Source organism: Nocardia sp. NPDC058114 (genome assembly GCF_042884695.1).
In the GTDB taxonomy this organism is placed as follows: Bacteria; Actinomycetota; Actinomycetes; order Mycobacteriales; family Mycobacteriaceae; genus Nocardia.
The window spans coordinates 23,577-49,806 of sequence record NZ_JBHVTK010000002.1 but is presented as its reverse complement, the minus strand read 5'-3'; the positions used below and the strand labels follow the sequence as shown (position 1 = coordinate 49,806).

Sequence of the window (26,230 nt, the reverse complement as noted above, 5' to 3'; positions counted from 1 at the left end):
GATGATTCCTACTCTGCCCAGTCAGCTCTGTGGAGTTCGTACTCGACCTCGCCGTGTTCAGTGCCGGGTAGTGGATCGTCGAAGTGCTGGTGGAAGGTTCGAACGTAGGTGAGACCGGCCTTCTCCATGACGCGGCGTGACGCGATGTTGACCGCCATGGTCTGGGCCCGGACCCGCCCTACGCCGAGTTCGGTGAAGCCCTTCCGGATCAACGCCCGCGCACCCTCGGTGGCGTACCCGAGGCCCCAGACATTGCGGGGCGGAGATGCTACTGGTTTCATAGCCAGGTCGGAAGTAGAACTGCGACGAGCGCGGGGTGAGCTGTAGTGGAGCGATGCAACCGATGACGAGCGTCGCGCGTTTCTGGTCTGGCGCCGGTGCGTCGGCCAATTGGTGATCGGCGACGTCCGCGCTACTGCCGACGAGGCCCCGGCTCCCCGCATAATGCGGGCCGGACCACATCGGGTGGGAACACCTCGATGGTGCTGTTGGTCCGGACGGATAGCGCGGCATGGCCCTCGACTACACCGCCGCCGCTGGGTTGCCGGTGGCGGTGTAGTCGTTGTAGTTCTACGGAATCGTCGTTCGTGTGGTCTGCCCGAGGCGGGCCCTGGCGAGGAGTACCGCCACGGGGAACCACTGCGCGAGGTGTTGCTCGGGTTGGCGTTTACTACGGAGAGGAAAAGTAGTTTATCAATTCCTGAGTGAATGGCTGACGTTTCAGTCTATCGGTGGTGGGAATGGTTCCGCCAGCGGCCGCGATAATCTTGTGTGCCGTGTCACGAAATGTCGTCACATAGTCGGATTGTCGCAGGGTCTCGACAATCACTTGACTGTGCCTGTCTAGAGAGTTCGAGTTCAGCTTCGGATTCCTACCTTCAGTAATTATATATTTCAATGCAGTCAGAATGTGAAATCGGATCGGCTTGAAATCGGCTTCTAGATTTGTCCTAAACGCGGTCTCAAGGCGGTAGGCTGCGAATGCAGAAGCAATATACGGAGCCAGGCGGTGACCGTCGACAAAGATTGACCCACCTACTTCGCCATATAGATTGGATGGATAGCGTGTTGCAAGGTGTGGCAAATCTAGAAATGTTGCGGCCACTGCGCGCATTTGCTCGCTAATCGTTACCATCCGCGTCCTGGTGACATCGCGATAGTAGAATTGTCCAGAACGCCGTTCGTAGGTCAGGCCCGCGCCGAGCGAGTCGGTAATATAGAAGTCCTCCAAGCGTTTCTGGAACTTCGTCAAGGCGATCAAATCACTGTCGGTCACGGCAGTTTGCGAGTTCGTCGCGCGAATGATTTGGGTAGCGATTTCCTCGTCATCCGTTACGACCAAACGCATCGGAACGAATACTTCTTTTGCCTGTTCGCCTAGCTCGTCTTCAGCAAGGAATATGCAATGACTGGTCTGGCATCCGTTCACCACTTGGAATCCAGTCAGCGAGATGGCATCGCCAGGCTTTGGCGAATATGAACGAGCCACAACAGTCACACCATTGTTTAGCACGGGGAGCAGCGATCTCGATTCGGTCCCTAGAGTTTTGATGATCTCGCGGTTCACAGCGTTGTCTTCACCCTTGAAGCCGCGAACATTATCGTAGAATACACGCTCATTGAGTGTTCCGTCCGCATTTCGTATCAGCTTCAAAAGCTCACTAACAGAAACTACGCCGAGTATGGCCTGGCTGATACCCGGCATCTGAGGGAGGTTGACAGATTTCTCTAGAACTATGTCCATCTCGTTGGCCTGGGACTTCCGCCTTGATGCTTCGTGTAGGCCTGTGCTGCCATACAATTCTAGCGACACTCCTCCGACGTGACTTAAGCCGCGAACCGATTCGATAACAGTCGCAACGCGGTCTGTTACAATCGGATCGACTATCGCGGCATCGCTTGCTGTAGTCACGAAGGACAAATTTATCCGTGGCGCTTCCTTTAGTTTTTGCGCATAGTTTGCAAAAATTGAAAACAAAGCCTCCGCGATTGCTGCGAGCTTCGGAAAACCTGCCGGCACTTTATTGTTGACGACTTTCTGTACCGCGTCCCCGAAATTGAGTATCTGGGCCGAGTCTACGCCGGCTGAAGTCTTTACTTGCGTTAGGCTCAGAACTACTTCCAATTGGCGCTTGTTAGCGCAAACGTCTGCGACCTCCGTGGGATCACTGATCAGCTCGCCGTTCACTTCCAGAAGCGCGAGATCGATACCTAATGTGCCATTGTCTAGCAGCAGATCCGTCATATCGACTTGGTCTAGTAAGTCGTCACGAAAGAAAAGAGTTGCGACGAACAGCTCGAAGGCGTCGGAGTCTTTCATATCGAGTAGTGCATTGTTCTCTCGAAAGTTCTTGAAGAGTCCTGCAATGAGCGGGTCCATCAAACCTCCTCTACGCTTAAGCGCACGCGCGCCCCGCAAGGGTACAGCGGCTGTGAAGGGCTGCCAACATGACCTGGCTGGGATTTCGTGCAAAGAGCCGAGGTCGAGTACCGGTAGTTCTTCCTCTCGAGGCGACCTAATGATCGCGGGTCGGAACCCCTCTCCTATCCACCATCAACCCCGCACCACGGGCGAACCGGGTGAGGGTTGTAGCGCCAACGCCGGTCCCAGGTCTTCGACCACTCGGGCCGGGGTCGACTTCGAGACACCGAACACGCCGCGAGTTGACGCAACGTCACGTTGGTCCGCCAGTAGGTGGCTACCAGCAATACTCGGTCCTCGAAGTACAGGCCCAAGGTCGACCCCGTATAGCGGCCGGTCAGCACCCTCTGGCCACAGTTGGGTGATCAGATGAGCGAACGCGGCTAGCCGCAGCCCGCGGAACAGCTCCACCATCACCGGATCGGACGCCGAGATCGCCACTGGCGACACGATACCTGCTGCGGCTCAATGGCTTACGGGACAAAACTTAGGCTGTCATTTCGGCCAGCAACTGATCGGCCGCGCTGTAGGGGTCGCGGTCCCCGGCCGCGACCGCGGCGGCCAACTCGTCCAGACCGGGGTGGCCGCGCAACCGTGACTGCGCGAGCGAGAGGATCTGCGCCCGCGCGCGGGCCGTGCCGCGCGCGGCGGTGTCGGTCCGGTGGTAGGTCTCGATCGCCTCGATCAGCTCCTCGACCCCGGTGCCGCGTGAGGCGACCAGGGTGAGGATGGGTAGGCCGGTTTCGATATGGAGTTCGCGCGCGGTCTGCTCGGCGCCGTCGCGGTCGGCCTTGTTGACGACGAGGATGTCCGCCACCTCGAGCAGCCCGGCTTTGGCGGCCTGAATCGCGTCGCCCGCACCGGGATTGAGAATGACCACAGTCGGGTCGGCGACCGCGGCGATCTCGATCTCGGACTGGCCCACCCCCACCGTCTCCAACAGGACCAGGCCGTAGCCGAGCGCGCCGAGCAGCCGGATCGCGGCGGGCACGGCGGCGGCCAGTCCGCCCAGGTGTCCGCGGGTGGCCACCGAGCGGATCAGGACGTCGGGGTCGTCGATGTGCGCCGCCATCCGGATGCGGTCGCCGAGCAGCGCGCCGCCGCTGTAGGGCGAGGACGGGTCGACGGCGAGCACCGCCACCCGTTGCCCGCGCGCGCGGTAACCGGTCACCAAGACCGCGATGGTGGTGGACTTGCCCGCGCCCGGCGGCCCGGTCAGCCCGATCACGCGCACCGGGACCGGATCGAGGTGGGCGAGCACCTGTTCGCGGCGATCGCTCTCGACCAGGCTCAGCAACCGCCCGGCCGCACGGATCGAACCCGCGCGCGCCATGGCGATCAATTCGGCGATGTCGTCGGACAGGCCAGTGTTCATCGACGGCTCCCGAGTGTCCGGTCCGGCTACTTCTTGCCCGCGGTGAGCCGCTCGATGGTGGCGTGGAAATCCGCGGTCTGGAACGAGATCTCCTCGGCGGTGGTCGCGTAGTCGAGACTGGCCAGCACCGCCCGTTCCAGGTGCAGGTTGAGCAGTCGCTTCGTGCTCTCGACGGCCTGGCGAGGCAGTTCCAGGATGCGCTTGGCGCAGGCCAGCGCCTCGGCCACCGGGTCGGCGACGACGTGGTTGACCAGGCCCATCTCCCTGGCCCGTTCGGCCGGGATGCGCGCGCCGGTGAGCGCGTACTCCTTGGCGAAGAGCAGGCTGGTGTGCAGCGGCCAGGTGAGCGGGCCGCCGTCGGCGGCGACCAGGCCCACCTGCACGTGCGGGTCGGCGAGGTAGGCGGTCTCGGCGATGTAGACGATGTCGCTGAGCGAGACCAGGCTGCACCCGAGGCCGACGGCGGGGCCGTTGACCGCCGCGATCACCGGAATCCGGCAGCGCGCCATGCCGAGCACAAGGTCGCGGCCGTGCGCGATCGTCTTGGCGCGCAGGTCGGCGTCGCGGCTCAGCTCGGCGAGATAGGCGAAGTCGCCGCCGGCGGAGAACGCCTTGCCGCTGCCGGTGAGGACCGCGACGCGGGCTTGCCGGTCCTCGCTCAGGCGCGGCCACAGCTGCGCGAGCCCGGTGTGCAGGTCGTCGTTGACCGCGTTGAGCGCGTCGGGCCGATTCAGCGTGATGATCCGCAGCGGACCTTCGGCGCGGACGTCGATTTCGGCAGGCAGGTCGTACATGGTCAGGCTCCCAATCCGAGAATGCGCGAGGCGATGATGTTCTTCTGAATCTGTGACGTCCCGCCCATGACGCTCTGCGCGCGGCTGTAGAGGTAGGCGCTGAGCAGTTCGGGATCGCGGGTGCCGCCGACGGTGAGCGCGGCGTGGCCGACCGACTGTTCCACCCAGGTCATGAGTAGTTTGTCGAGCGAACCCTCTGGGCCGTGCGAGACGCCGTCGAGTTGTTCGGACAGTCGCCGGCGCACGTGCAGGCGCAGCATCTCGGTCTGCACGGCGGCCCAGGCCAGCTCGGCGGGCAGCGGGCCCGAGGTCCGGGCCGCCATCTGGCGCACCAGCTTGCCGTAGCGGGCCGCGTAGCCGAGCGTGGAGGGTTCGCGCTCGTGCCCGACCACCGTCATCGCCAATTTCCACCCGTCGCCGGGCGATCCGACCATCTGATCGGCGGGCACGACCGCGCCGTCGAAGGCCACCTGGCCGAATTCGGTGGTGATCCCGCTCATCATCCGTAGCGGCCGCTGCTGCACGCCGGGTTGTTTCATCGACACCACGAAGGCCGAGATGCCCTTGTGCCGTGGCACTTCGGAGTCGGTGCGGGCCAGCAGCAGGCACCAGTCCGCGACGTCGGAATAGCTCGTCCAGATCTTGTGCCCGTGCAGCACATAGGAATCGCCCTCACGGGTGGCCGTGGTCCGCAGCGCGGCCAGGTCCGAACCCGCGTCCGGTTCGCTGAACCCCTGGCACCAGCGCTGCGTCCCGTCGATCATGCCGGGCAGGAAGCGCTGTTGCAGTTGCTTGCCGGCGTGCCTGCCCAGACCCTGGATCAGATAGCCCAGGCTGGGCCGCGGTGGCGCGCCGGCCAGGGCGAGCTCCTCGTCGAGGATGACGTCGTAGACCGGGGGCAGTTCGTGGCCGCCGTGTTCGCGCGGCCACGACAGCCCGAAGAAACCCGCCGCGTGCAGCGCTCGGTGCCACTCGCCCTGCTTGGCCCAGTACTCGTCACCCGAGGTCGGGAATTGTCCCGCGACACCGGACAGCCACTCGCGCAAGCGTTCCCGGAACGCCGCTTCCTCGGGCGAATCACGAAAGTCCACGGTCGATCTCCTCCAGGCTCGTGGGGAACAGCTCGGTGGACGTCAGCGCCCGCCGTAGATACACGTGCGCCAGGCATTCCCAGGTGTTGCCGATTCCGCCGTGCACCTGCACCGCGGTCTCGCACACGGTCAATGCCGCTCTGGCGCAATAGAGTTTGGCGATCACGGCCGCCTGCACGGCTCGCTCGGGTTCGATCGCGTCCACGGCCCACGCGGCGTGGCGCAGCACGCTCACCGAGCCCTCGATCAGCGCGAGGCTCTCCGCGAGCAGATGGGCGACGGCCTGATAGGAACCGATCGTCTTGCCGTATTGCGCACGGACTTTCGCGTAGTCGGTGGCCAGTGCGTGCGCACCGCGTGCGGTGCCGACCAGATCGGCGCAGGTGGTCACGAGCGCCAGCGCTCGCCACTGGGTGACCTGCGCCGGGGACAGCTCGCCGAGCAGTTTCGGAACGCCGGTGAGCGCGGCCTCGGCCCGTGTCTGATCGGCGCCGGTCGTCGCGGTGGCGACCGCGCTGGCCAGCATCGACTCGCCTCGCACGATCAGGGCCTGGCGGGCGCCTCGCGCGTCGATCGCGCGGTCGTCGACGGCGACGGTCCAGTGCGGTACCGATTCGGGGGGCGACCAGAGGTCGTCGGCGAGAAGTGGACCGAGGAACGGCACGTCGACGAGCCCGCGGCCGAATTCCTCGGCGACGATGGCCACTTCGACGCCGGAGGCGCCGTCGGAGCGCAGGGCTCGCCAGCCGGTGCTGGCGACCGTCTTCTCGAGCCGGGCGATCCGCTGTTCGTCGGCCAGGTCGCTGACCGAGCCGGGGCCGAGGTCGTCGGCCAGTTTCGCAGCGGCGTCGCGCAGCTGTCGCTGTTCAGAGGTCAGCCGGACGTCCATGGCTCTCCTTCAGTACTCGACGCAGCACCTTGCCGGAGGGCAGGCGCGGGATTTCGGGCACGAACACCACTCGGCGCGGCCGCTTGTAGGAGGCCAGCCGGGTGCCGACCAGCTCTATGAGTTCGTCGGCGTCGACCGAGCCCGTGGTGGTGACGGCGGCGACGATCACCTCGCCGTCGGCGGGATCGGGGACACCGAAGACCGCGCAGTCGGCCACGGCCGGGTGGCCGTGCAGGACGGCTTCCACCTCGGCGGGCGCCACTTGGAATCCGCGCACCTTGATCATCTCCTTGAGCCGGTCGGTCAGCCGCAACCAGCCGTCGTCGTCGAGATAGCCGACATCGCCGGTGCGGTACCAGCCGTCGGCGTAGGCCGCCGCGGTCGCGTCGTCGGGGAGGTATCCGGCCATCGACGACGCGGAGCGAGCCTGGATCTCTCCGGTATCGCCGGCTTCGACCTCCTCGCCGGAGGTCGTGGAGACCACCCGGATCTCGACGCCGGGCACCGGGCGCCCCACGCTGTCCAGGCGTGCGCCCTCGAGCGGATTGCAGGCGATCACCGGCAGTTCGCTGGCGCCGTAGGCGGGCACCCACGCGACACCGGTTCGGCGCGTGACGGTCTCGGCGACGCTCGGCGTCACCGGTGTCGCGCCCCACATGATGTAGCGCAGCGACGACAGGTCATAGGACTCGAGGTCGGGATGGGAGGCGATCGCCAGCGCGATCGGCGCGACCGCCATCTCCACGGTGATCCGGTCGGCCTCGATGTGGTGCAGCATCCGATCGAGGTCGAACCGGCGATGCAGGCGCATCCAGGCGCCGGTCCGCAGCGCCAGCACGATATTGAGCAGCCCGAGGATGTGCGAGGGCGGGGTGACGATCTGAATCCGGTCATCGCGGGTGAAGCCGAGCGCCACCCGCCAGTGCTCCACCGCGGCCGCGAACGACGCGTGCGTGTGGCGCACCGCCTTCGGCAATCCCGTTGTGCCCGAACTGAAGACGAGCACCGCATCCTCGGATGGGACCGGCTCGGCGAAAGTGGCGGCGCTCGGCGTGATCGGGGCGTCGAGCGAGAGCGTGGGCATCAGCTCGGCCAGCACCGGCTGGTCACCGATGGCGTAGGCGGGCTCGGTGACGGCCAGCGCGTGCTCGACGTCACCGCGCTTCCACGCTGGGCTGATGAGCACCACCGCGCCGCCTGCCAGCCAGATCGCGCGCACCGCGAGCACGAACTCCGGCCGGTTCGACGACATCAGCGCGACCCGATCCCCCTGGCGCACACCGCGTTCGATCAGGGCTTCGGCCAGGCCAGCGGTGAGCCCGTCCAACTCGCTGAGCGTGTAGTGCCGCTCGTCGAAACTGAGTGCGATCCGGTCGTTCATCTCGCCTCCGCGGCCGGGACTGAGAAGATCCCATCTTGCAAGAGAGAATAGTATTCTCTTTCCATAAGAATCTTCATACCAGAAGGAGCCGGTCCATGGCGAGAACTCCCCTGTTCCAACGCGCGACGGTGACCCGGATCATCAAGGAGACAGCCGACGCCCGCACCTTCGTCCTCGCTCCACACGAGGGCGCGGTGTCCTATGTCGCCGGCCAGTTCTGCACGTTCCGGGTGCGGGTCGACGATGTCGAGCTGTTCCGGTCGTACTCCATGTCGAGCGCGCCCGAAACCGACGCCGAGCTCATGACAACGGTCAAACGGGTCGTCGGCGGCCGGGTGTCGAACTGGCTGATCGACAACCTCAGCGAGGGGGATGTGATCGAGATGAGCAGGCCGGCGGGCAAATTCTGTCTGCGCGAGAGCGAGCGCCCGCTGCTCGGCTTTTCCGGCGGCAGCGGCATCACCCCGGTCCTGTCGCTGGCCAAGAGCGCGCTGGCCACGACCGATCGTCGGGTGCGTCTGCTGTGTGTCGACCGTGACCGGGCGTCGGCGATTTTCGATGCCACCCTCGAGGAACTGGTCGCGCGCTACCCGACCCGGCTCGAGGTGCTCCGGCATCTGGATGCCGACAGCGGGTTGCTCGATCCGGCCGCCGTGCGCGCCTTCGTCGGCGCCGACACCGCGGCCGACAGCTACATCTGTGGCCCGGAGGCGTTCATGGCGATGGTGGAGGAAGCGCTGCCGGGTCCGGGCGCAATCTTCAGTGAGCGCTTCGGCGCGGCCGAACCGGTTGTCGCGGTAGCCGAACCGGAACCCACCGCCACGCCGGAGCCCGCCGCCACCGCGGGCACGGTCACCGTCATTCTCGGTCGCAAGAAGGTGACCGTGCCGCGCAATGCGGGCGAGACGCTGCTGGAGAGCGCGCGACGCGGCGGCCTCACCCCGCCGTTCTCCTGCGAATCGGGAAACTGCGCGACCTGCATGGCCGTGCTCACCCAGGGTTCGGCGACGATGCGCGTCAACGACGCGCTCACCGACGACGAGGTCGCCGAGGGCTACGTGCTCACCTGCCAGGCGATTCCCGACACGGCCGAGACCACCGTGCGCTACGAGTGAGCGCCCCGCGCGCGACGACGGACCCCGGAACCTGAACAGGTTCCGGGGTCCGACTCCCCCTGGCTCGGTGCGTGATCAGTCGTTGTGCTCGCCCAAACGCGGTGGCGGGCCGTAGGTGGGCTCGTACCCGGCGATCCGAATCGGACTGCCCACCAGTCGATGTGGCCCCGCCTGCACCAGCGCCTCCGGCGTCGCCTCCAGCGCCTCGGGCAACGTCCGGACCGCCGCGGCCGGGATGCCGAGGGGCCGCAGCCGCGATTCCCAGCCCACCGCGGTGTCGGCCGCGAGCGCGGTGGTGACCGCCGCGAGCACCTCCTCACGCCGGCTCGCCCGCTCAACCATCGTCTCGAACCCCGCCACCGCCGCTTCCCCGGCGAAGCGCCGCCAGAATCCGTCGTGGGTGATGAACAGCGCCAGATACCCCTCGGCGGTCGGGAACATCTGCGCGGGAACGTAATACGTGTGTGCTCCGAACGGGCGCCGCTGCGGCGCCGTGCCGTCGTTGAGGTAGGCCGAGGCGTGGTAGTTCAGCTGCGAGAGCATGACATCGCGCAGCGACACCTCCACCTGGCCGCCCTGCCCGGACACGATCTGCGCGAGCAGACCCAGCGCCGCGGTCAGTCCGGTGGAGTTGTCGGCCGAGGAGTAGCCGGGCAGCGTCGGCGGGCCCGCGGGATCGCCGGTGAGCGCCGCGATGCCGGTGGCCGCCTGGATGACGTAGTCGAAGGCCGGGTCGTCACCGGCGTCCAAACCGAATCCGGTGATCGCGACGCAGACGATGCGCTCGTTCCACCGGCGTAGCGCTTCGTAGGTCAGGCCGAGCCGGTGGATCGCCGACGGCTTCAGATTCACCAGCAGCGCATGCGCGTTCGCGGCCAGCTCCCCGAGCTGGTCCTGGCCGCGCGCGGTGTTCAGGTCGATGCTGATGCTGCGCTTGCCCCGGTTGAGGCTGGCGAAGTAGCTGTCACTCACCTGCCGTGAGATGTCGCCGCCCGCCGGTTCCACCTTGGTGACCTCGGCGCCGAGATCGGCGAGCATCATGGTGGCGTACGGCCCCGCCAGCATGGTGCCGACCTCGAGAATCCGGATGCCTGCCAGCGGTCCGGTCGCTGACCCGCCCCGCGCGCCGCGAGCACGCGAGAGCTGGAAGCTCTCGCCTCGCGCCCCGATCACCGTAAGTCCTTTGCCAGAGCGGCGATCATCTCCCTGGTGCGCCGTTTGGAGGCGACCAGTTCGTCGCGGGTGTCGCCGATGGGCAGCAGGCGCACCGACAGATCGGTGGCCCCGGCGTCGCCGTACCGGCGCAGCCCCTCGGCGATGGCGCTCTCGTCACCGGCGACGCAGATGTCACCGATGTCGCGGGCGTCGCCGGTTTCGAGCAACCGCTGATAGTTCGGTGAGACCTCGGCTTCGCCGAGAATGCGGTTCGCTCTGGCCTTGGCTTCGGCGACCTCGGAGGGACGGCACAGACAGACCGGCAGACCGGCGACCACACGCGGCGCGCGACGACCGGCCTCGGCCGCCGCCTTCGTGATGCGCGGCACGACATGGGCTCCCACCGCGCGCTCGTCGGCCATCCAGAGAATGGTCCCGTCCGCCTGTTCGCCGGCGATGCGCAGCATCACCGGACCGAGCGCGGCGACCAGCACCGGCACCGGGGCCACCGGCCCGAGGTCGAGCGGATTGTGCACTGTGAAGGTCGAGTTCTCGATGTCTACCGTGCCGGGCCCGCGCAGTCCCGCGTTCAGCACCTCGAGATAGTCCGCGGTGTAGGCCGCCGGCTTCTCGTAGGGCAGCCCGAGCATGTCCGCCACGATCCAGTGATGCGAGGGACCGATACCCAGCGCCAGCCGTCCGCCCGCCGCGGCCTGCGCCGACAGTGCCTGCCTGGCCAGGGCGATGGGGTGCTGGGCCTGCAGCGGCACCACGGCGGTGCCCAACTCGATCCGGGTGGTCACCTGTCCCATCAGCGCGATGGTGATCAGCGCGTCGAAATCGGTCGGGATCTGGGGTATCCACGCGGTGTCCAGGCCCGCCGACTCGGCCCACGCGATGTCGTCGAGCATCCGGGACAGTTTGCGGGCCGCATCGCCCTTCTCGGGCCCGATCATCACTCCGATACGCACGAATTCCTCCGTCTTCCACTACTTTTCGCGCGACCACGGTGGTCAGCGCCGCTGCGACCGACCCGACGCTCAGGTCGGGGACGGGGTATTGGTGAGCGCCCGGATCTCGGTGACGAGGGTGTCGAGCGAGGTGCCTGTCGGGAACACCGCCGCCGCACCGACTTCGAGCAGCCGCGCGACATCGGACTGGGGAATGGTGCCGCCGACGATCACGGCGATATCGCCCGCGCCTGCCGCGCGCAACGCCTCGACGGTGCGCGTGGTCAGCGAGACGTGCGCACCCGAGAGGATGCTCAGCCCCACGACGGCGACATCCTCTTGCAGCGCGATCGACACGATGTCCTCGATGCGCTGGCGGATGCCGGTGAAGATCACTTCGAAACCGGCGTCGCGCAGCGCGCGGGCGACGATCTTGGCCCCGCGATCGTGGCCGTCGAGACCGGGTTTGGCGACGAGCACACGTGCGCTCATCAGAACACCACCGGCTGCTGGAACTCGCCCCACACGCCCTTGAGCGCGGCGGTCATCTCCCCCACCGTGCAGTACGCGTTCGCGCACGCGATCAGGTAGTGCATCAGGTTCTCGTTTCCTTCGGCGGCGGTGGACAAGGCGGTGAGGCAGGACCGAACGGCCACCGGATCGCGTTCGGCTTTCACCCTGGCGAGACGCTTGAGTTGCAGGTCGCGGCCCTCGGCGTCGAGTTCGTAGGTCGCGATCTCGGGCGCGGGCTCGTCGGAGACGAACCGGTTCACCCCGACGACCGGTTTGGTGCCGGCCTCGACGTCCTTGTGCAGCTGGTATGCCTCATCGGCGATCAGACCCTGCAGGTAGCCGTCCTCGATCGAACGGACCATGCCGCCGTGGCGCTCGAGGTCGTCCATGATCTCGATGATGCGAGCCTCGGTCGCGTCGGTGAGCGCCTCGACGAAGTAGGAACCACCGAGCGGGTCGGCGACCCGGGTGACTCCGGTTTCGTAGGCCAGGATCTGCTGGGTCCGCAGCGCGAGCGTGGCGGACTCCTCGCTCGGCAACGCGAACGGCTCGTCCCAGGCCGCGGTGAACATCGACTGCACTCCGCCCAGCACCGAGGCCATCGACTCGTAGGCCACTCGCACCAGGTTGTTCTGGGCCTGTGGCGCGTACAGCGAGGCGCCGCCGGCGACACAGCCGAAGCGGAACATCGAGGCCTTGTCGGTGGTGGCCCCGTAGCGCTCGCGCACGATCGTCGCCCAGCGTCGGCGTCCCGCACGGTATTTGGCGATCTCCTCGAAGAAGTCACCGTGGGTGTAGAAGAAGAACGAGATCTGCGGCGCGAACTGGTCGATCGTCATCCGGCCGCGTTCGATCACGGTGTCGCAGTAGGTGACACCGTCGGCGAGGGTGAACGCCATCTCCTGGACCGCGTTGGCGCCGGCATCACGAAAATGCGCGCCCGCCACCGAGATCGCGTTGAATCTCGGCACTTCGGCCGCACAGAATTCGATGGTGTCGGCGATCAGCCGCAGCGACGGTTCCGGCGGCCAGATCCAGGTGCCGCGCGAGGCGTATTCCTTGAGAATGTCGTTCTGGATCGTGCCGGTGAGCTTCTCGCGCGGCACGCCCTTCTTCTCGGCTGCCGCTACGTAGAGCGCCAACAGGATCGCGGCGGTGCCGTTGATCGTGAAGCTGGTGCTGATCTTGTCCAGCGGCATGCCGTCGAACAGGATCTCGGCGTCGGCGAGGGTGTCCACCGCGACGCCGACGCGACCGACCTCCTCGGTCACTTCCGGATCGTCGGAGTCGTAACCACATTGGGTCGGTAGGTCGAGCGCGACCGACAACCCGGTTCCGCCCTGGTCGAGCAGATATCGGTACCGGCGATTGGACTCCTCCGCCGTTCCGAAACCGGAGTATTGGCGAAACGTCCACAACCGACCCCGGTAACCGGAGGCGAAGTTGCCGCGCGTGAATGGGAAGCCGCCCGGTGCGGGCGGTGCGGCGGCCAGGTCCGCGGGTCCGTAGACCGGCGAGAGCGGGATGCCGGACGAGGTCTGTATCGGATCGTTCATCAGTGATTACGGTACTTGCAAAAAATGAGAATGCCAATACCATCGAAAGGGAATGCCGCTTCAATCCGCGGCGGGGACCAGCACTGAGGAGACCGATGTCCAGCGAGAACGCCGTACTCACCGACCGCACCCTGGTCATCTCCGGCGGCTCCCGCGGGATCGGTTTGGCCATCGCGCTGGCCGCCGCGCGGCGCGGGGCGAATCTGGTGCTGCTGGCCAAGACCTCGCAGCCGCACCCCCGACTACCCGGCACCGTGCACACCGCGGTGGCCGAGGTGGAGGCCGCGGGCGGCAAGGCTGTCGCCGTGGTCGGCGACGTGCGCAACGAAGCCGACGTGGCGCGCGCTGTCGAGACCGCCGTCGAACGGTTCGGCGGCATCGACATCTGCGTGAACAACGCCAGCGCGATCGGCGTCGAACCGACCGAGAGCCTCTCGGCCAAGAAGTACGACCTGATGCAGGAGATCAACCTGCGCGGCACCTTCCTGCTCACCAAGGCCTGCCTGCCGCACCTGCGCGCCTCGGCGAACCCGCACGTGCTCACCGTGTCGCCGCCGGTGAACATGAATCCGCGCTGGCTCGGCGCCCACCCCGCCTACACGCTGTCCAAATACGGCATGACCCTGCTCTCGCTGGGCTGGGCCGCCGAGTTCGCCGACGCGGGTATCGCCGTGAATTGCCTGTGGCCCCAGACCTATATCGCCACCTCGGCGGTCGCGAACATGGCCGACGGCGACAATCTGCTCTCTTCGTCGCGCAGCCCCGAGATCATGGCCGACGCCGCGATCGAGATCCTGTCCCGACCCGCCCGCTCGGCCAGCGGGAACTGCTACATCGACGCGGAGGTACTCACCGCGTCCGGCGTAGAGGATCTGTCGCGCTACGGCGGCGGCGACAGCCCGACGCTCGACCTCTTCCTCGACTGAGACCGGCTGAAGGACACACCGTGCATCCGACCATTCAGATCAGCGTCCGTCCGATCCTCGACTACTACGGCAAATGCCCACGCTGCGGCTATCCCGCCGGCGCGGCGGAGACGATACGCAAGTCCCTCGACGGCCTCATCGAACGCCACGTGGTGGCCACCTGCGAACTGCCGTGCGGGTGGTACGGGCCCGTGACCCGCACCACCATGACCGGTGGTGCGGCCGCAGCCGACCCTGCCGCCTGAACGACACCCCATCAGCCGCGAGAATCCGCCCCGGATCCTCGCGGCTGATGTCGGCAATCACCTTGCCCCGCAAGGCTTCTGACAGCAGAAACCCGCCTCCGTGGGAGGCGGGTTTCTGCATTCGACCTTCTCGGACGCGGAGCTAGCTCTCGCCCAACGCGATCGCCATCGTCGGGCAGGCCGACGCCGCCGAGCGAACCTCCGATTCGGTGGCACCACCCGGATATTCGTCGACCACCACGGCCAGGTCCTCGGCGTTCACCTCGAACACCGTCGGCGCGATACCCGCGCACAGGGCATGGCCCTCACATTTGGTCCCGTCGACCGACACCCTCATGACCGTTCTCCGCCTTCGTTGTTTCTCGGGGTCGCGCCGACCACCACGGTCGGCGCGACGGGGTGATTACTTGAGCATTCCGCCCGCGTCGATCGGCAGGGGCACGCCGGTGACGTAGCGAGCCTCGTCGGAGGCCAGATACAGCACCGCGTTGCTGACATCCTCGGGCTCGATCCAGGCCACCGGCAGGGTGTGGAACAACCGGGCGATCGGCTCGAGGTCGGCGGGGCCGGGGCTCTCCAGATCCGGGCGGAACAGCTTGTAGGTGCCCTCGTTCATTACCATGGGCGTGTTCACGTGCGTCGGGTGGACCGAGTTCACCCGGATGGAGTGCTGCGCCAGTTCCACCGCGAAGGTCCGCATGAGTCCGACGACACCGTGCTTGGCCGCGACATAGTGGCCGATATTGGGGTAGGCCTTGAGCCCGCCCACCGAGCTCGTCAGGATCACCGAGCCGCCACGCTCACCGGCGATCACATGCGGCACAGCGGCTTTCACCGATTTCCAGACGCCGCCGAGGTTGACGTCGATCATGTCGTCCCACAGGTTCTCCTGCAGATCGACCAGCGCGCCGCCCTCGTTGCCGATCCCGGCGTTGGCGACGATGATGTCGAGCCTGCCCAGTTCGGCGACCGCGCCGTCGACCGCGACCTTGAGCCCGTCGTAGTCGCGGACATCGACCTCGGCGGTGACCACGCGACGGCCCTGTGCCCGGATGAGATCGGCGGTGGTCGCCAGATCCTCCGGGGTCGACATCGCGAACGGCACGTTGTCGAGTTGCTTACAGACATCGATGGCGATGATGTCGGCGCCTTCCTGCGCCAAGCGCAGCGCGTGGCTGCGGCCTTGCCCGCGCGCGGCTCCGGTGATGAACGCGACCTTGCCTTCGACCCGTCCGGTCATGATTACCTACCTCTGTCGTTGTTGTCGTGGTCAGGATTGGGGAGTGAAGCGGATGTGCAGTTCGCTGAGCCCACGCAGCAGGAAGGTGGGTTCGTACTCGTAGGTGCGCGCGTCGACCGGACCGTGCTTGTCCGCATCGATCTCGATGTCGAGCAGCCGGTCCAGGATCCGTTCGATCGAGACCCGACCCTCGACCCGCGCGAGCGGGCCGCCCGGGCAGGTGTGCACGCCGCGACCGAACGCGATGTGCTCACGGAAGTTGTCGCGGTCGAGACGGAACTCGTGCGGGTCCTCGAATCGGCGCGGATCGCGATTGGCCGCGCCGGGGCAGAACATCACCAGGCCGCCGGCCGGGATGTCCACCTCACCGACGGTGGTCGCGCGGCGAGCGAGTCGGAACCCGCTCTTGACCGGTGCGTCCATCCGCAGGGTTTCCTCGATGAAGTTCGGGATCAAGGTGCGGTCCTCGCGCAATCGCTGCTGCACGTCGGGGTGATCGCCCATAAACCGCACCGCCGCGCCCAGCACCTTGGCCGTGGTCTCCTGCCCGGCGGCGAACAAGAAGGTCGCCGACCGCGCCACATCGAGGACCTCCGGTGTGGTGCCGTCCGGATACTTCGCCAGCGCCAACGACGTCAGTACGTCGTCGCGTGGCTCGTTGCGGCGATCGGTGATGTAGGAGACGAATTTCTCGTCCAGCCAGGCCAACGGGTTGCTCGAGAGCGCTTCGTTGTCGATCGCACCGGGTCGGGCACCCGGCTGGGGCGCGCCGAGCACGACACGGAATTGCTGGTGATCGACTTCGGGAACGCCGAGCATATCCGCGACGACCAAGAGCGCGAACGGCTTGGCGTACTGGGAAAGGAATTCACACTGGCCGGCCTCGACGAATTCGTCGAGCTGCTGGTCGGCCAGCCGCCACATGAATTCTTCGTTTTCTTTCAAACGGGCGGGCGTGAGCAGACGATTCAACACCGACCGCGCGAAGGTGTGTTGCGGCGGGTCCATCGTCACCATGTGCTCGAACATCGGCAACTCGGTCCGATGCTGGTCGATGAGGTCGCTGATATCGTCGCCGACCGGCGTGAACGGCAGCGGCGGGAAGGGCCCGCCGACGGCGACAGCCGAGGAGAAGATCGACGAATCCTTCAGTACCTCAGCCGATTCCTCATATCCGGTGACGGCGTACACACCGAAGTGCGGCTCCTGGGTCACCGGGCACTTCGACCGCAGATGATCGAAATAGGGATGGGGATCGGGAATCAGATCCGGGTCGGTGAAGTAGTTCACTGTATCGAAATCGGTCACGGAGAACTCCAGGTGATCGGGAAGCCGCGACAAAGACGCGCACTTCGATGGTAACAACCATATTCATTTTTGAGAACCTCATTCCCGCAAGACAGCACGGAACTCCGCGCGATCGAGCGGGTAGAGGATTAGGGCAGGTAGACCCGGCTGGCCAGCCAGCGTCCGTTGACGAGTTCCATCGTCATCTGGACCCGGCTGTGGTCGACGCGCGGATCGGCGGCGGCGATATTGGTGACCGTCTGATCGATGAACAACAGCACTTCGACCTTGGTCTCGGATTTCGATTTCACCGCGGCGTCGAGCACCGTGCCAGTGCCGGTCGCCTTGTTCTCGAGCAACAGCTGGCGCAGCTGACCGCTCGACCGGGTGTACATGTCCTTGAACTCGCCGGTCGATCCGTCCAGCACCGCCGCGAAATCACGATCGAGGTGGTTGGAGTCCACGCTGGTCAAGGTGACGGCGTAGGCCCGCGCCGCCGCGAGCCCGGCTTCGGCGGCGGCGTCGGTGTCGGACTTCTCGTCGAGTTTCCAGCCGAGGAAGCCGGCCACCACCAGCGCTGCCACGGCGGCCACCACGGTGACCGGCGCGGCGATCCGGCGCGCGATCGCCCGCACCCGCTGCAGCTTCGTCGGGCCTGCCTGTTTCGGCTCTTCGGTCGGCGCCGGATCAGAATCCGCCGATGTCTTCACTACCGCCGGTTCGAGCAATTCGGTCTCGGTCTTGGTGTCCGTGTCGTTCATAGCGATTCCTAGCGTGGTGGTGTGCGGTGCGAGTCCGGAGCCGTTCACCGAGGTACCGGCGTCGACAGATCCGGCCCGGCGAAGGTGAGCGGGAGGGTCCATGGTCCGAGCGGAGTCGGGATCGCCTGCGTCGCGGTCGCCTGTCCCGGCGGCGGCGGACCGGGGACACGCGAACCCGGCGGGCGCGGTGCATTGCGCGCACCGCGGATGAGGACAGACGGGTCCTCGTTCGGGCAATAGGTGTAGAGGTAGGGCTCGGGGAAGTCCGGCTGCGACGGTGAATGTCGCGGCAGGTTGTAATCGCAGGAGTAGCGGGGGTACAGATTCACCAGCCCCCAGAGGCCACCGTCGTGGAATGCCGCGGTGAGGTTGCCCAGCGTCGAGCCCGCCCGCTCGGTCGGGAAGAAGAACTCCCGCAGGGCAGGCACTCGCGAGTTCGCCATGTCGGCCACCGTGGTGAGGTTGCCGAGCAGGTCGACCACGCCGGGCGAGTTCTGGTCCAGCACCGCGTCCAGCGCACCGAGCGTTCCCGGCGCAGCGCCGAGCAGATCGACGAATCCGCCCGACTTCGCCTCCACGCCCGACATCACTCGTGCCGCGTCACCGGCGAATTCACCCAGTCCCGGCGAGGCGGCGGCCGCGGTGCTCAGCACCGTCCGGCTGTCGCGCAGGAGCCCGACCGTTTGGGGCAGCACCGAATCCAAGGTGGAGACGAGAAAGATGCCACCGTCGATGATGTCGGAGAGCTTGCGCGGGCCCTGCTCGCTCACCCCGAGTTCCTTGACGATCGCCGCCAACCGCGCCGGATCCACCTGCGCGAGCGTGGTATCCAGCTGCGCGAGGGTCTGCCACAGCGGCACCGGCGTCGAAGTCCGCTCCACCTCGATCTCGGCGCCGTCGGCCAGGTAGGGGCCCTCGTCGCCGACCGGGCGGAAGTCGAGATACTGCTCGCCCGCCAGCGACAGGCTCGCGACCCGAACCGCGCCACCGACGGGCACCCGGGCCTGCGCGTCGATCGCCGCGGTGGCCACCAACCCGGTCGAGGTCAGCTCGATCGCGGTGACCTCACCGATCGGGACACCGCGCAAGGTGACATTCTGCCCGGTCAACAGCCCACCGGACTGTGCGAGGTGCACCCGGACGGTCATGGTGGCCGCCGTGGGGTCGACGCCGAGGGCGCCGAACAGCAGATACGCGATGCCGACGATCAGGGTCAGCACCAGCGCGCCGCTGGACAGGATGGACCGGAACCGGCTGCCGAGCACGGCCGCGCCGACCACGACGCGCGCGGGCACGCCGAGCACGAGCCGAAATCGCTGCGCAGGTGTCATCGCCCCGCTCCCGTCACGCGCTGCTGCAGTTTGAGCAGGGTATAGGTCAAGGTGCCGACGAGAGCCTGCCAGTCGCTCACGTCCGGTATCCGGCTGCCCTCATCACCGGGGTGCGCCGGATCGGGCACCGCCCCGATCGTCACGTCCTGCAGATCGGCGTTCACGTGCGCCGAGGTGCCGTTGGTGATCTTGATGATCGGTCCGAGAATCGAATTCATCGCCGCGAGACTGGCATTGGGATCGGTCGAGGCCGCGTTGAGCCCCGCGGAGAGCCGGTTGACGTCGGCGACCATGCCCGCAGCGGACCCGTCGATGGCAGGGAACTTCGCCAGTTCCCGACTGATCTGATCGACCTGCCGGATCAGCGTCAACGCCTGCTGGGAACTGTCGGTGGCGGCCGTGAGCGCCGGTCCCGCGACGTCGGCCAACTCGCCGAGCGGGCGACGCTGCTCCTGCAATTGCCGGGTGAGCTGGTCGACTTCGACGAGTGCGGTGCGGATATCGGCCGATCGCGCGGCCAGTGCCTGCACCACTCTGGTCGATCTGTCCAGCAGCGCGGCGAGATTCGCGCCTCGGTCGCCGACGGCGTGTCCGAGGCCGTTGACGATATTGGTCAGGTTCCGGATCACCCCACCGTTGACCAGCAGCGACGCGGTGGTGAGCAACTCCTCGATGGTGGCCGCGGCCTGGGTGGACGACAGCGCGATGGTGTCGCCGTCGCGCAGCACCGGCCCGCCGGGAGCGGCGGCGTCGGGCGGAGTGAGCGCCACGAAGACATCGCCGAGTGGTGTGGCGGTGCGCAATTCGGCCCGGGTGCCCACCGGCAGTGCCACCCCCGGCTGAATGCGCATCGTGACCACGGCGGTGTAGTCGCGTGCCAACATCCGCGCGACCTCGCCCACGTCGGCGCCGAGTACCCGCACCTTCGCCTGCTCGGGCAGGTTCAGCGCATTGGCGAAGCCCGCGTGGATCGTATAGCCGCCCTCGCCGACGCCGGGCGCGGGCAACGGCAGATCACCCAGACCCACCGCGCAGCCGGGCACGGTAGCGAGTACCACCCCGGCCAGCAGCAGGGTCGACGCGGACCGATATCGCTGTCTCATCGTGGCAACCTCGACATCGCCTCTAGCATGTCGGTGATGCCGAAGTCCGGCCCGAAATCCTGCAATGTTCCTGTGCTGCAACCGAGTTGGCGTAGGCCCAGCACGTTGCACACCTCCTTCACCAGTTGGCCGTCGAAGAAGACCTTGTCCAGCAGCGCGTGCACCCGGACGCCGCGGTAGTCGACGTCGATGGCGTTGTAGGCGTTGTTCAGCAACAGCGGTGTCACGTCGATGAACTCGGCGACCTCCTCGCGGTAGTCCGCGAGCGCGTGGGTGACGGTGCCCGCGTTGGTCACCGTGGAGCGCAGGCTCGCACTGTTCTGCGAGAGGAGGTCGTCGGTCTGCTGCATGATCTGCACGATCTGCGCGCCGGTATCCCCCGCGCCGATCTGGAGATCGGCCAGGACACCACCCAATTGCCCTGTAGCACTGCCGAATTCCCGGATCGTCTGGTCGTTGTCGGCCGCAGCGCGAATCAGGACCGCCAGGTGCTCGACGATGTCGGTGATCGCCTTCTGGGTCTGGGCTCCCCCGTCCTCGCCGAGCCGCAGGGCACCGGACAGTTCGTTCATCGTGGCCCGAAGTTCCGGACCGCTGCCCGAGGCGATCCGCGCGGACGTATCGAGCAGGCGCGCGATCGGACCGGTCTCGGGAGTCGCGCCGGCCAACTGCGCGGCCATCCCGTCGGCGGCGCCGAGCAAGCGGTCGAAGTCGATGGGGGTGCGGGTGCGGTCGAGGCCGAGCTGCGCTCCGTCGGCCAGGGTGGCGCCGCCGCGGTAGGCGGGTGTGAACTCGACGTGGCGATCGGTCAGTACCGAGGTCGAGACGGTCACCGCGGTCGCGTCCGCCGGGATGTCCACCGCGCCCTCGACCCGCATGGTGACCTCGACATGGGAACCGCGCGGGGTGATGGCGGTGACCTCACCGACCGGCATCCCGAGCACGGCCACGGCGTTGCCGACGTAGAGTCCGGCGCCGTTGTCGAATCGGGCTGTCACAGTGATGGCCGAATCCGTGTCGTCCGGGCTGCCCGTGCACCCCGCGAGCGCGCCGAGTCCGAGCACCAGCACGATCCTGGCCAGCGTGGCGAGTCGTGTCATTTGCAGTCCTGGAAGTAGGGGGCCAGCGATACCTGGTCGGCGCGCCCGCTCAGCGCGCACATCCAGGAATCGATCAGCGGCCCCGCGGGCGCGGTGAAGTCGACCTCGTTGGCGGTGCCCGACGCGTTCGCGAAATTGCGGATGGGGACGGGCAAGATCTGCAGGATGTTGCGCAACAGGTCGTCGTGGCGGGCGAGGCTGCCGAGCAATCCGTCGAAACCGCGCAGCAGTTCGTCGATCTTGGGCCGGTCTTCGACGACCAGCACCCTGACCTGATCCGCCAGCCGCCGCGTCGAGTCCATCAGGGTCTGGAGCGCACCGCGCCGCGCGAGAATCTCGGTGACCAGGTCGCGGCCCTGGCCCACGATGGCCGCGAGGTCGCCCTGCTGACCGTTGACCACCGTGGTCAACTGTTGCACGCCGGTCAGGAGCGCGCCGAGTTCGTTGCGACGGCTGCCCAGCAGTGCGGCCAGCGAGCGCAGATTCCCCAGCAGCCCGGGCAGTACCGTCGGCACGCCGTCGAGTTGGTTGGCCAGCGCGTCGAGCGAGGTGGCGATACGGCCGGAGTCGATCTGTTCGAATGTCGCGGTGGCGTTGTCGAGTGCTTGCTGCAGATCGTAGGGAACGGCGGTGCGCGACAGACCGATTCGGTGATCGGCGATCTCGCCGCCACCCGCCGGGGTCAGTTCGACGTAGCGGGCGCCGAGCAGGGTGGTCAGTTTGATGGCGGCGCGGGTGTCTGCGCCGAGGGCTGCGGACCGATCGACGCTCAGGGTGACCAGCACCCGGTCACCGGCCAGCCGCTGACCCGCGACCGTGCCGACCGGAACACCGGCGACGGTGACCCCGTCCCCCACGCGCAGACCGGCGGCCTGCGCGAACTCGACGTCATAGCGCTGCTGTCCGACGCTGAGGGAGTTGAAACCCACCGCCCCGGCGACGATGGCGAGCAACAGTCCGAGCGCGATCAGCCCCAGCACGGCTTTCGAAGGCTGTTTCGATGTCATTGCCTCACCTGCAGATCGGTGATTGTTGGATGGCGCCGGTCGGCGAGGCCAGAGCGACGATGGTCGGTACCAGGGTGGCCAGCGCGGGCAGGAACGTCACGCCCATGTTGCACAGGTAGGTGTTGAGGTAGGACCCCTCCTGGCTCGCCCTGGCGAGCCCCTTCAGCAGTGCGGGCAGGTTGAAGCCCAGGTAGGCGAAACTGTCCTTGTTCTGCTCGAAGTGCTTGGTGAATCCTGGTTCGCGCGTGAGGAATTCGTTCAGCTGTGGCCGGACGTCCTCGACGACGGTGGCCAGGCGCCCGGTCACCGACGCGACGGTCGTCAACGACCCCATCAGCTCGTCACGGTGACGCGAGAGTCCGTCGATGATCGAGCGCGACTGGGTGAGCAGGGTGCTCACCGTACCGCTGTGCGCCGCCAAGTCGCCCACCACCTGGCTCAGGTTCGTGATCACCGCCCCGAGCACCTGATCCGGTCCGGCGACGGACTCCGCCAGGGTGGAGACCTGCGCGATCAGCAGCACCAGCGAGGTGTTGTCGCCCTGGAGCGCGGTGATCAGCGCTCCGGTCACATTGTCGACCTGCTGCGGATCCAGCCCACCGAACAGGGGCTCGAACCCGTTGAGCAGCACCGAGATATCGAACGAGGGTTCGGTGTGCTCGAGCGGGATCGTGCCGCCGGGCGCCACCTCCTGCGGTTGCCCGAAGTCGGCCAGGGAAAGGCCGAGATAGCGCTGGCCGATGACATTCTGATAGGTGATCGAGGCTTTCGTATTCCCGAAGACCTTCTGTTGTTCCTCGACCCGGAACCGCACCTCGGCGCGATTGCCGACCAGCGCGATCCCGTCGACGCGACCCACCCGCACCCCGGCCATCCGCACATCGTCACCGGCGCGCAGGCCCGTGACATCGCTGAAGATCGCGGAGTACGTTCTCGCCGAGCCGTCCACCCCGCGGTGCAGCGTCACGAAGGTGACCCAGATCAGTCCGAGGGACACGACCAGGAACAGGCTCAGCCCGATCAGTGATCGACGAAAACTCATCGGCCGCCACCCACCGGGAGCGGACTGTCGGAGAGCAGTTGCGCCAGTACCGATTCCGCGGCGTTGGCCTCTCCGCCCAGAATCCGGCGGATCAGGTCCTGCAGTTCCGGCGCCAGCTGGGGTACCGAATACGACCGCGGATTCATATTGGGTGACAACTCCTGCTGGGGGATCGAGTCCGGTGCGGTCGTGCAACTCGGCGCGGCCAACTGGCCGTATCGGGGACAGTCCGCGCGGGTGTAGGCGGTGTGCGGGCTCAACCGGAACTGGAATTTGCCGGTACCCATCTGGGTGTCGGAGTTCCAGAACTCGGCGAACCACAGATCCGAGATCGTTTTGATCCGGACCACGATCGGTGCGAAACTGCCGGCTCCCTCGCCCAATACATCGAGGACCGGCACCAGATCATTCGTCACTGTGACGATCTGATCGGTATGTCGAGCCAGCCCGCCGCCCACCTTGGACAGGGTGTTGTTGCCCGCGGACAGCAGGTTCATCAGTTCGCCCTCGCGTTCGGCGACCGTGCGCAGCGGAAGTACCGCCGAGTGCAGGGCATCGAGCAGGTCCGGGGCCGCCGCGTTGAGTCCGTGCACCGCCTCGGCCATCGCGCCCAGGGTCGAGGGCCCACCATCGGGCGCGAGTAGCGCATCGAATTCCCTGGTGATCCGGTCGAGTTGCCCACCGGCGCGCACGATGTCGTCACCCCGCCGATCCGTGGCCGCGGCCACCGCGGCGAGCATTCCGACTGTGGTGTCGGACCCGACCCGCCCCGTACTCGCGATGATCTCGCGCAACTTGGTCAGCGCGGTCTGCAACTGGACCGTCGCCAGGCTGCGGTCCTGGACGATCTCGGTGTCGGCGGTCAGCCCGGGGCCGGGCCCGTTGTCCACCAATTGGACCGAGGACACGGCGAAGACGTTGCTCGGCACCACCCGTGCGGTCACCGTGCGCGGCACTTTCCCGGCGTATACCGGGTCGAGCAGCAATGTCACCCGATTCGGACCGCCGTTGTCGGCGAGCGCCACCGTGGACACCGCGCCGATCAGCAGACCACGAAACTTCACGTCGGATCGGGCGGGCAGACCATCGCCGAGCTGATCCAGCATGGCGATCACTTCCACCTTGTCGTCGAAGCGGCCCGTCGACTTCATCAACAGTGCCGTGACCATGGCTACGGTCAGCACGATCAACACCACGCCACGCAGCACCAGCGAGAATGCGCCGGGACCGCGCCCATCCTTCTCAAACGGAGTCGCCGGCATCTACCCTCCCAGCCGAGCGCTGGAACCGATGCCCCAAAGACCTACGGTCAGCAGCAGATTGACCACGATCATCACCGAGATGGACGCGCGCATCGCCCGGCCCGCGGCCGTGCCGACGCCCTGGGGGCCGCCCGCGGCGTAGAAGCCGTAGTAGCACTGGATCGTCGAGGTGAGGATCACGAACAGAATCGCCTTGATCAGCGAGTACACGATGTCGGGGCCGTTGAGCACCAGCTGGAAGTAGTGCTGATAGGTGCCCGCCGATAGACCGCCGGACAGACCGACCACTATTTCCACCGCCAGGTAGTTGGCCGCCAGACAGACCAGATACAGCGGGAACATCGCGACCACCGACGCGAGGATCCTGGTACTGACCAGATACGGAACCGCGCGAATGGCCATCGCCTCCATCGCCTCGATCTCCTCGGCGATCCCCATCGCACCGAGTTGCGCGGTGAACCGGCACCCAGCCTGGGCGGCGAAAGCCAGCGAAGCCATGATGGGCGCCAATTCCCTGGTCGAGGCGGTCGAGGCGATCAACCCGACGGTGGGCTCCATGCCCAGCAGGTGCAGTGCGTTGTAGCCCTCCAGACCCACGATCGCACCGCCCGCCGCGCCGAGCACGATGATCACGCCCGCGGTGCCGCCGCCGACGACGATCGAACCGTTTCCCCAGGTGATGTCGGACAGGATGCGCAGAAATTCCTTGCGGTAGTGCCGCAGCATCACCGGAATCGAGAACAGGGCTCGAATCAAGAACGTCCCAATATGGCCGACCCGCATCGCCCCCGCGGCCAGCCGGACCGCGGCCCGGTGCACCGGCCGCACCCCCGGCGGGTAGTACTGCGCCGCCATTACAGCCCCTGCCGTGGCAGCAAGATCATGTACAGCTGGGTGAAGGCGACGTTCACGATCATCAGCAGCAGGATCGAGGAAACCACTGTCGAGTTGACCGAATTCGCCACGCCCGCCGGACCGCCCTTGGTGGTCAGCCCTTTCTCGCAGGCGACCACGGCGACGATCGCCCCGTAGACAACAGCTTTGATCATGGTCAGCACCAGATCGTCCACGGTCGCGAAGGACGAAAACGTCGCGACGAAACTTCCCGGCGCCCCGCCCTGAACGAAGACATTGAACAAGTAGCCCGCGAGAAAGCCGACGAAGCAGACGATTCCCGTCAGCGACACCCCGATCAGTACCCCGGCCGCCAGCCGGGGGACGACCAGGCGGCGGATCACCGAGACACCCATGATCTCCATGGCGTCCAGTTCGTCGCGGATCTTGCGCGACCCGAGATCCGCGCAGATCGCCGAGCCGACCGCCGAAGCCATCAGCAGCGCCGCGACCATCGGCGCCCCCTGCCGGATCACCGCGAGCCCGCTGGCCGCACCGGCGAGCGAGGTCGCTCCGACCTGCCCGGCCAGCAACCCGAACTGGATGGACAGCGTCACTCCGATCGGCAGGGCGACAAAGATCGTCGGCAAGGCCGCCGACGACGCCATGAACGCGGCCTGTCGGACGAACTCCTGGAACGCGAATCGACCGGTGACCGTGTCGATGGCGAGAAAGCGCACAGCGCGCATGCCGAGGACGAATTGGCCACCGACCGTTTCCAAGGCGGCAATCGGGTGTCGGCGCAGATAGCCGCGCGCCCACTCGGCTATCTCACGATCGGCCGTTGCCAT

26 protein-coding genes and 1 pseudogene are annotated in these 26,230 nt (G+C 66.7%); 3 read left to right on the top strand and 24 right to left on the bottom strand.

Annotated features, from left to right (window positions below; genetic code table 11):
- Window positions 1-8 precede the first annotated feature (8 nt).
- From ACFVVI_RS08760 to ACFVVI_RS08725, 8 genes and pseudogenes are all read right to left on the bottom strand, one after another.
- Window positions 9-281, bottom strand: coding sequence for a GNAT family N-acetyltransferase (locus ACFVVI_RS08760; protein WP_387444585.1), 273 nt, complete (start codon window positions 279-281; stop codon window positions 9-11).
- Between the two features lie 389 nt (window positions 282-670).
- Window positions 671-2,380: an AIPR family protein gene (locus ACFVVI_RS08755; RefSeq protein ID WP_387444583.1), complete on the bottom strand. Its 1,710-nt coding sequence runs from the start codon at window positions 2,378-2,380 to the stop codon at window positions 671-673.
- Between the two features lie 98 nt (window positions 2,381-2,478).
- Window positions 2,479-2,836: pseudogene (locus tag ACFVVI_RS08750) on the bottom strand (transposase family protein); the annotation flags it as partial.
- A 73-nt stretch (window positions 2,837-2,909) separates the two neighbouring features.
- The gene (gene meaB, locus ACFVVI_RS08745; protein WP_387444580.1) at window positions 2,910-3,797 is read right to left on the bottom strand and encodes a methylmalonyl Co-A mutase-associated GTPase MeaB; all 888 of its coding nucleotides are present in this window, start codon (window positions 3,795-3,797) and stop codon (window positions 2,910-2,912) included.
- Between the two features lie 26 nt (window positions 3,798-3,823).
- On the bottom strand, window positions 3,824-4,591 hold the full coding sequence (locus tag ACFVVI_RS08740) for an enoyl-CoA hydratase/isomerase family protein (RefSeq protein WP_387444578.1): 768 nt from the start codon (window positions 4,589-4,591) through the stop codon (window positions 3,824-3,826).
- 2 nt (window positions 4,592-4,593) lie between these two features.
- Window positions 4,594-5,682: an acyl-CoA dehydrogenase family protein gene (locus ACFVVI_RS08735; RefSeq protein ID WP_379313271.1), complete on the bottom strand. Its 1,089-nt coding sequence runs from the start codon at window positions 5,680-5,682 to the stop codon at window positions 4,594-4,596.
- Complete coding sequence (locus tag ACFVVI_RS08730) at window positions 5,669-6,571, bottom strand: acyl-CoA dehydrogenase family protein (RefSeq protein WP_379313270.1); 903 nt, start codon at window positions 6,569-6,571, stop codon at window positions 5,669-5,671. Before ACFVVI_RS08730 ends, ACFVVI_RS08735 begins: the two co-directional genes overlap by 14 nt.
- Window positions 6,549-7,952 carry a class I adenylate-forming enzyme family protein gene (locus ACFVVI_RS08725; protein ID WP_387444574.1) on the bottom strand — a complete coding sequence of 468 codons (1,404 nt, stop codon included), beginning with the start codon at window positions 7,950-7,952 and terminating at the stop codon, window positions 6,549-6,551. The genes ACFVVI_RS08730 and ACFVVI_RS08725 overlap by 23 nt, the downstream gene beginning before the upstream one ends.
- Before the next feature lie 95 nt (window positions 7,953-8,047).
- On the opposite strand from ACFVVI_RS08725, the gene ACFVVI_RS08720 reads away from it, so the two are divergent.
- The gene (locus ACFVVI_RS08720; protein ID WP_387444571.1) at window positions 8,048-9,067 is read left to right on the top strand and encodes a 2Fe-2S iron-sulfur cluster-binding protein; all 1,020 of its coding nucleotides are present in this window, start codon (window positions 8,048-8,050) and stop codon (window positions 9,065-9,067) included.
- A 75-nt stretch (window positions 9,068-9,142) separates the two neighbouring features.
- Here the strand turns inward: ACFVVI_RS08720 and ACFVVI_RS08715 are convergent, their stop codons facing one another.
- The 4 genes from ACFVVI_RS08715 to ACFVVI_RS08700 form a co-directional block, all read right to left on the bottom strand.
- Window positions 9,143-10,165, bottom strand: a complete 1,023-nt coding sequence (locus tag ACFVVI_RS08715) for a CaiB/BaiF CoA transferase family protein (protein ID WP_387445363.1) — start codon at window positions 10,163-10,165, stop codon at window positions 9,143-9,145.
- Between the two features lie 71 nt (window positions 10,166-10,236).
- The gene (locus ACFVVI_RS08710; protein ID WP_387444568.1) at window positions 10,237-11,193 is read right to left on the bottom strand and encodes a TIGR03564 family F420-dependent LLM class oxidoreductase; all 957 of its coding nucleotides are present in this window, start codon (window positions 11,191-11,193) and stop codon (window positions 10,237-10,239) included.
- Window positions 11,194-11,262: 69 nt separating this feature from the next.
- Entirely contained in the window at window positions 11,263-11,664 is a 402-nt protein-coding gene (locus ACFVVI_RS08705) for a cobalamin B12-binding domain-containing protein (protein ID WP_067444706.1), read from the bottom strand.
- The gene (locus ACFVVI_RS08700) at window positions 11,664-13,241 is read right to left on the bottom strand and encodes a methylmalonyl-CoA mutase family protein (RefSeq protein WP_387444564.1); all 1,578 of its coding nucleotides are present in this window, start codon (window positions 13,239-13,241) and stop codon (window positions 11,664-11,666) included. The genes ACFVVI_RS08705 and ACFVVI_RS08700 overlap by 1 nt, the downstream gene beginning before the upstream one ends.
- 95 nt (window positions 13,242-13,336) lie before the next feature.
- On the opposite strand from ACFVVI_RS08700, the gene ACFVVI_RS08695 reads away from it, so the two are divergent.
- Together ACFVVI_RS08695 and ACFVVI_RS08690 are read left to right on the top strand one after the other, a co-directional pair.
- A complete protein-coding gene (locus tag ACFVVI_RS08695; protein ID WP_067444702.1) occupies window positions 13,337-14,167 on the top strand; it encodes an NAD(P)-dependent oxidoreductase in 831 nt (276 codons plus the stop codon).
- A gap of 20 nt (window positions 14,168-14,187) precedes the next feature.
- Window positions 14,188-14,412 (top strand): hypothetical protein, encoded by a 225-nt coding sequence (locus ACFVVI_RS08690; protein ID WP_067444699.1) that lies wholly within the window; start codon window positions 14,188-14,190, stop codon window positions 14,410-14,412.
- Between the two features lie 142 nt (window positions 14,413-14,554).
- On the opposite strand, the gene ACFVVI_RS08685 is transcribed toward ACFVVI_RS08690, so the two are convergent.
- The 12 genes from ACFVVI_RS08685 to ACFVVI_RS08630 form a co-directional block, all read right to left on the bottom strand.
- Window positions 14,555-14,749: a ferredoxin gene (locus tag ACFVVI_RS08685; RefSeq protein WP_067444696.1), complete on the bottom strand. Its 195-nt coding sequence runs from the start codon at window positions 14,747-14,749 to the stop codon at window positions 14,555-14,557.
- A 66-nt stretch (window positions 14,750-14,815) separates the two neighbouring features.
- The gene (locus tag ACFVVI_RS08680; protein ID WP_379297333.1) at window positions 14,816-15,652 is read right to left on the bottom strand and encodes a mycofactocin-coupled SDR family oxidoreductase; all 837 of its coding nucleotides are present in this window, start codon (window positions 15,650-15,652) and stop codon (window positions 14,816-14,818) included.
- Between the two features lie 30 nt (window positions 15,653-15,682).
- Window positions 15,683-16,960: a cytochrome P450 gene (locus ACFVVI_RS08675; protein WP_067445216.1), complete on the bottom strand. Its 1,278-nt coding sequence runs from the start codon at window positions 16,958-16,960 to the stop codon at window positions 15,683-15,685.
- A gap of 128 nt (window positions 16,961-17,088) precedes the next feature.
- The gene (locus tag ACFVVI_RS08670; protein ID WP_378990275.1) at window positions 17,089-17,700 is read right to left on the bottom strand and encodes a hypothetical protein; all 612 of its coding nucleotides are present in this window, start codon (window positions 17,698-17,700) and stop codon (window positions 17,089-17,091) included.
- 44 nt (window positions 17,701-17,744) lie between these two features.
- On the bottom strand, window positions 17,745-19,031 hold the full coding sequence (locus ACFVVI_RS08665) for an MlaD family protein (RefSeq protein ID WP_387444557.1): 1,287 nt from the start codon (window positions 19,029-19,031) through the stop codon (window positions 17,745-17,747).
- On the bottom strand, window positions 19,028-20,134 hold the full coding sequence (locus ACFVVI_RS08660) for an MlaD family protein (protein ID WP_387444554.1): 1,107 nt from the start codon (window positions 20,132-20,134) through the stop codon (window positions 19,028-19,030). Before ACFVVI_RS08660 ends, ACFVVI_RS08665 begins: the two co-directional genes overlap by 4 nt.
- Window positions 20,131-21,234 carry an MCE family protein gene (locus tag ACFVVI_RS08655; protein ID WP_387444552.1) on the bottom strand — a complete coding sequence of 368 codons (1,104 nt, stop codon included), beginning with the start codon at window positions 21,232-21,234 and terminating at the stop codon, window positions 20,131-20,133. Before ACFVVI_RS08655 ends, ACFVVI_RS08660 begins: the two co-directional genes overlap by 4 nt.
- A complete protein-coding gene (locus tag ACFVVI_RS08650; RefSeq protein ID WP_387444549.1) occupies window positions 21,231-22,241 on the bottom strand; it encodes an MCE family protein in 1,011 nt (336 codons plus the stop codon). The genes ACFVVI_RS08655 and ACFVVI_RS08650 overlap by 4 nt, the downstream gene beginning before the upstream one ends.
- 4 nt (window positions 22,242-22,245) lie before the next feature.
- Window positions 22,246-23,283: an MlaD family protein gene (locus ACFVVI_RS08645; protein WP_067444678.1), complete on the bottom strand. Its 1,038-nt coding sequence runs from the start codon at window positions 23,281-23,283 to the stop codon at window positions 22,246-22,248.
- Window positions 23,280-24,545, bottom strand: coding sequence for an MlaD family protein (locus ACFVVI_RS08640; protein WP_387444547.1), 1,266 nt, complete (start codon window positions 24,543-24,545; stop codon window positions 23,280-23,282). Before ACFVVI_RS08640 ends, ACFVVI_RS08645 begins: the two co-directional genes overlap by 4 nt.
- Window positions 24,546-25,400, bottom strand: coding sequence for an ABC transporter permease (locus tag ACFVVI_RS08635; RefSeq protein WP_387444544.1), 855 nt, complete (start codon window positions 25,398-25,400; stop codon window positions 24,546-24,548).
- The gene (locus tag ACFVVI_RS08630; protein WP_378990285.1) at window positions 25,400-26,230 is read right to left on the bottom strand and encodes an MlaE family ABC transporter permease; all 831 of its coding nucleotides are present in this window, start codon (window positions 26,228-26,230) and stop codon (window positions 25,400-25,402) included. The genes ACFVVI_RS08635 and ACFVVI_RS08630 overlap by 1 nt, the downstream gene beginning before the upstream one ends.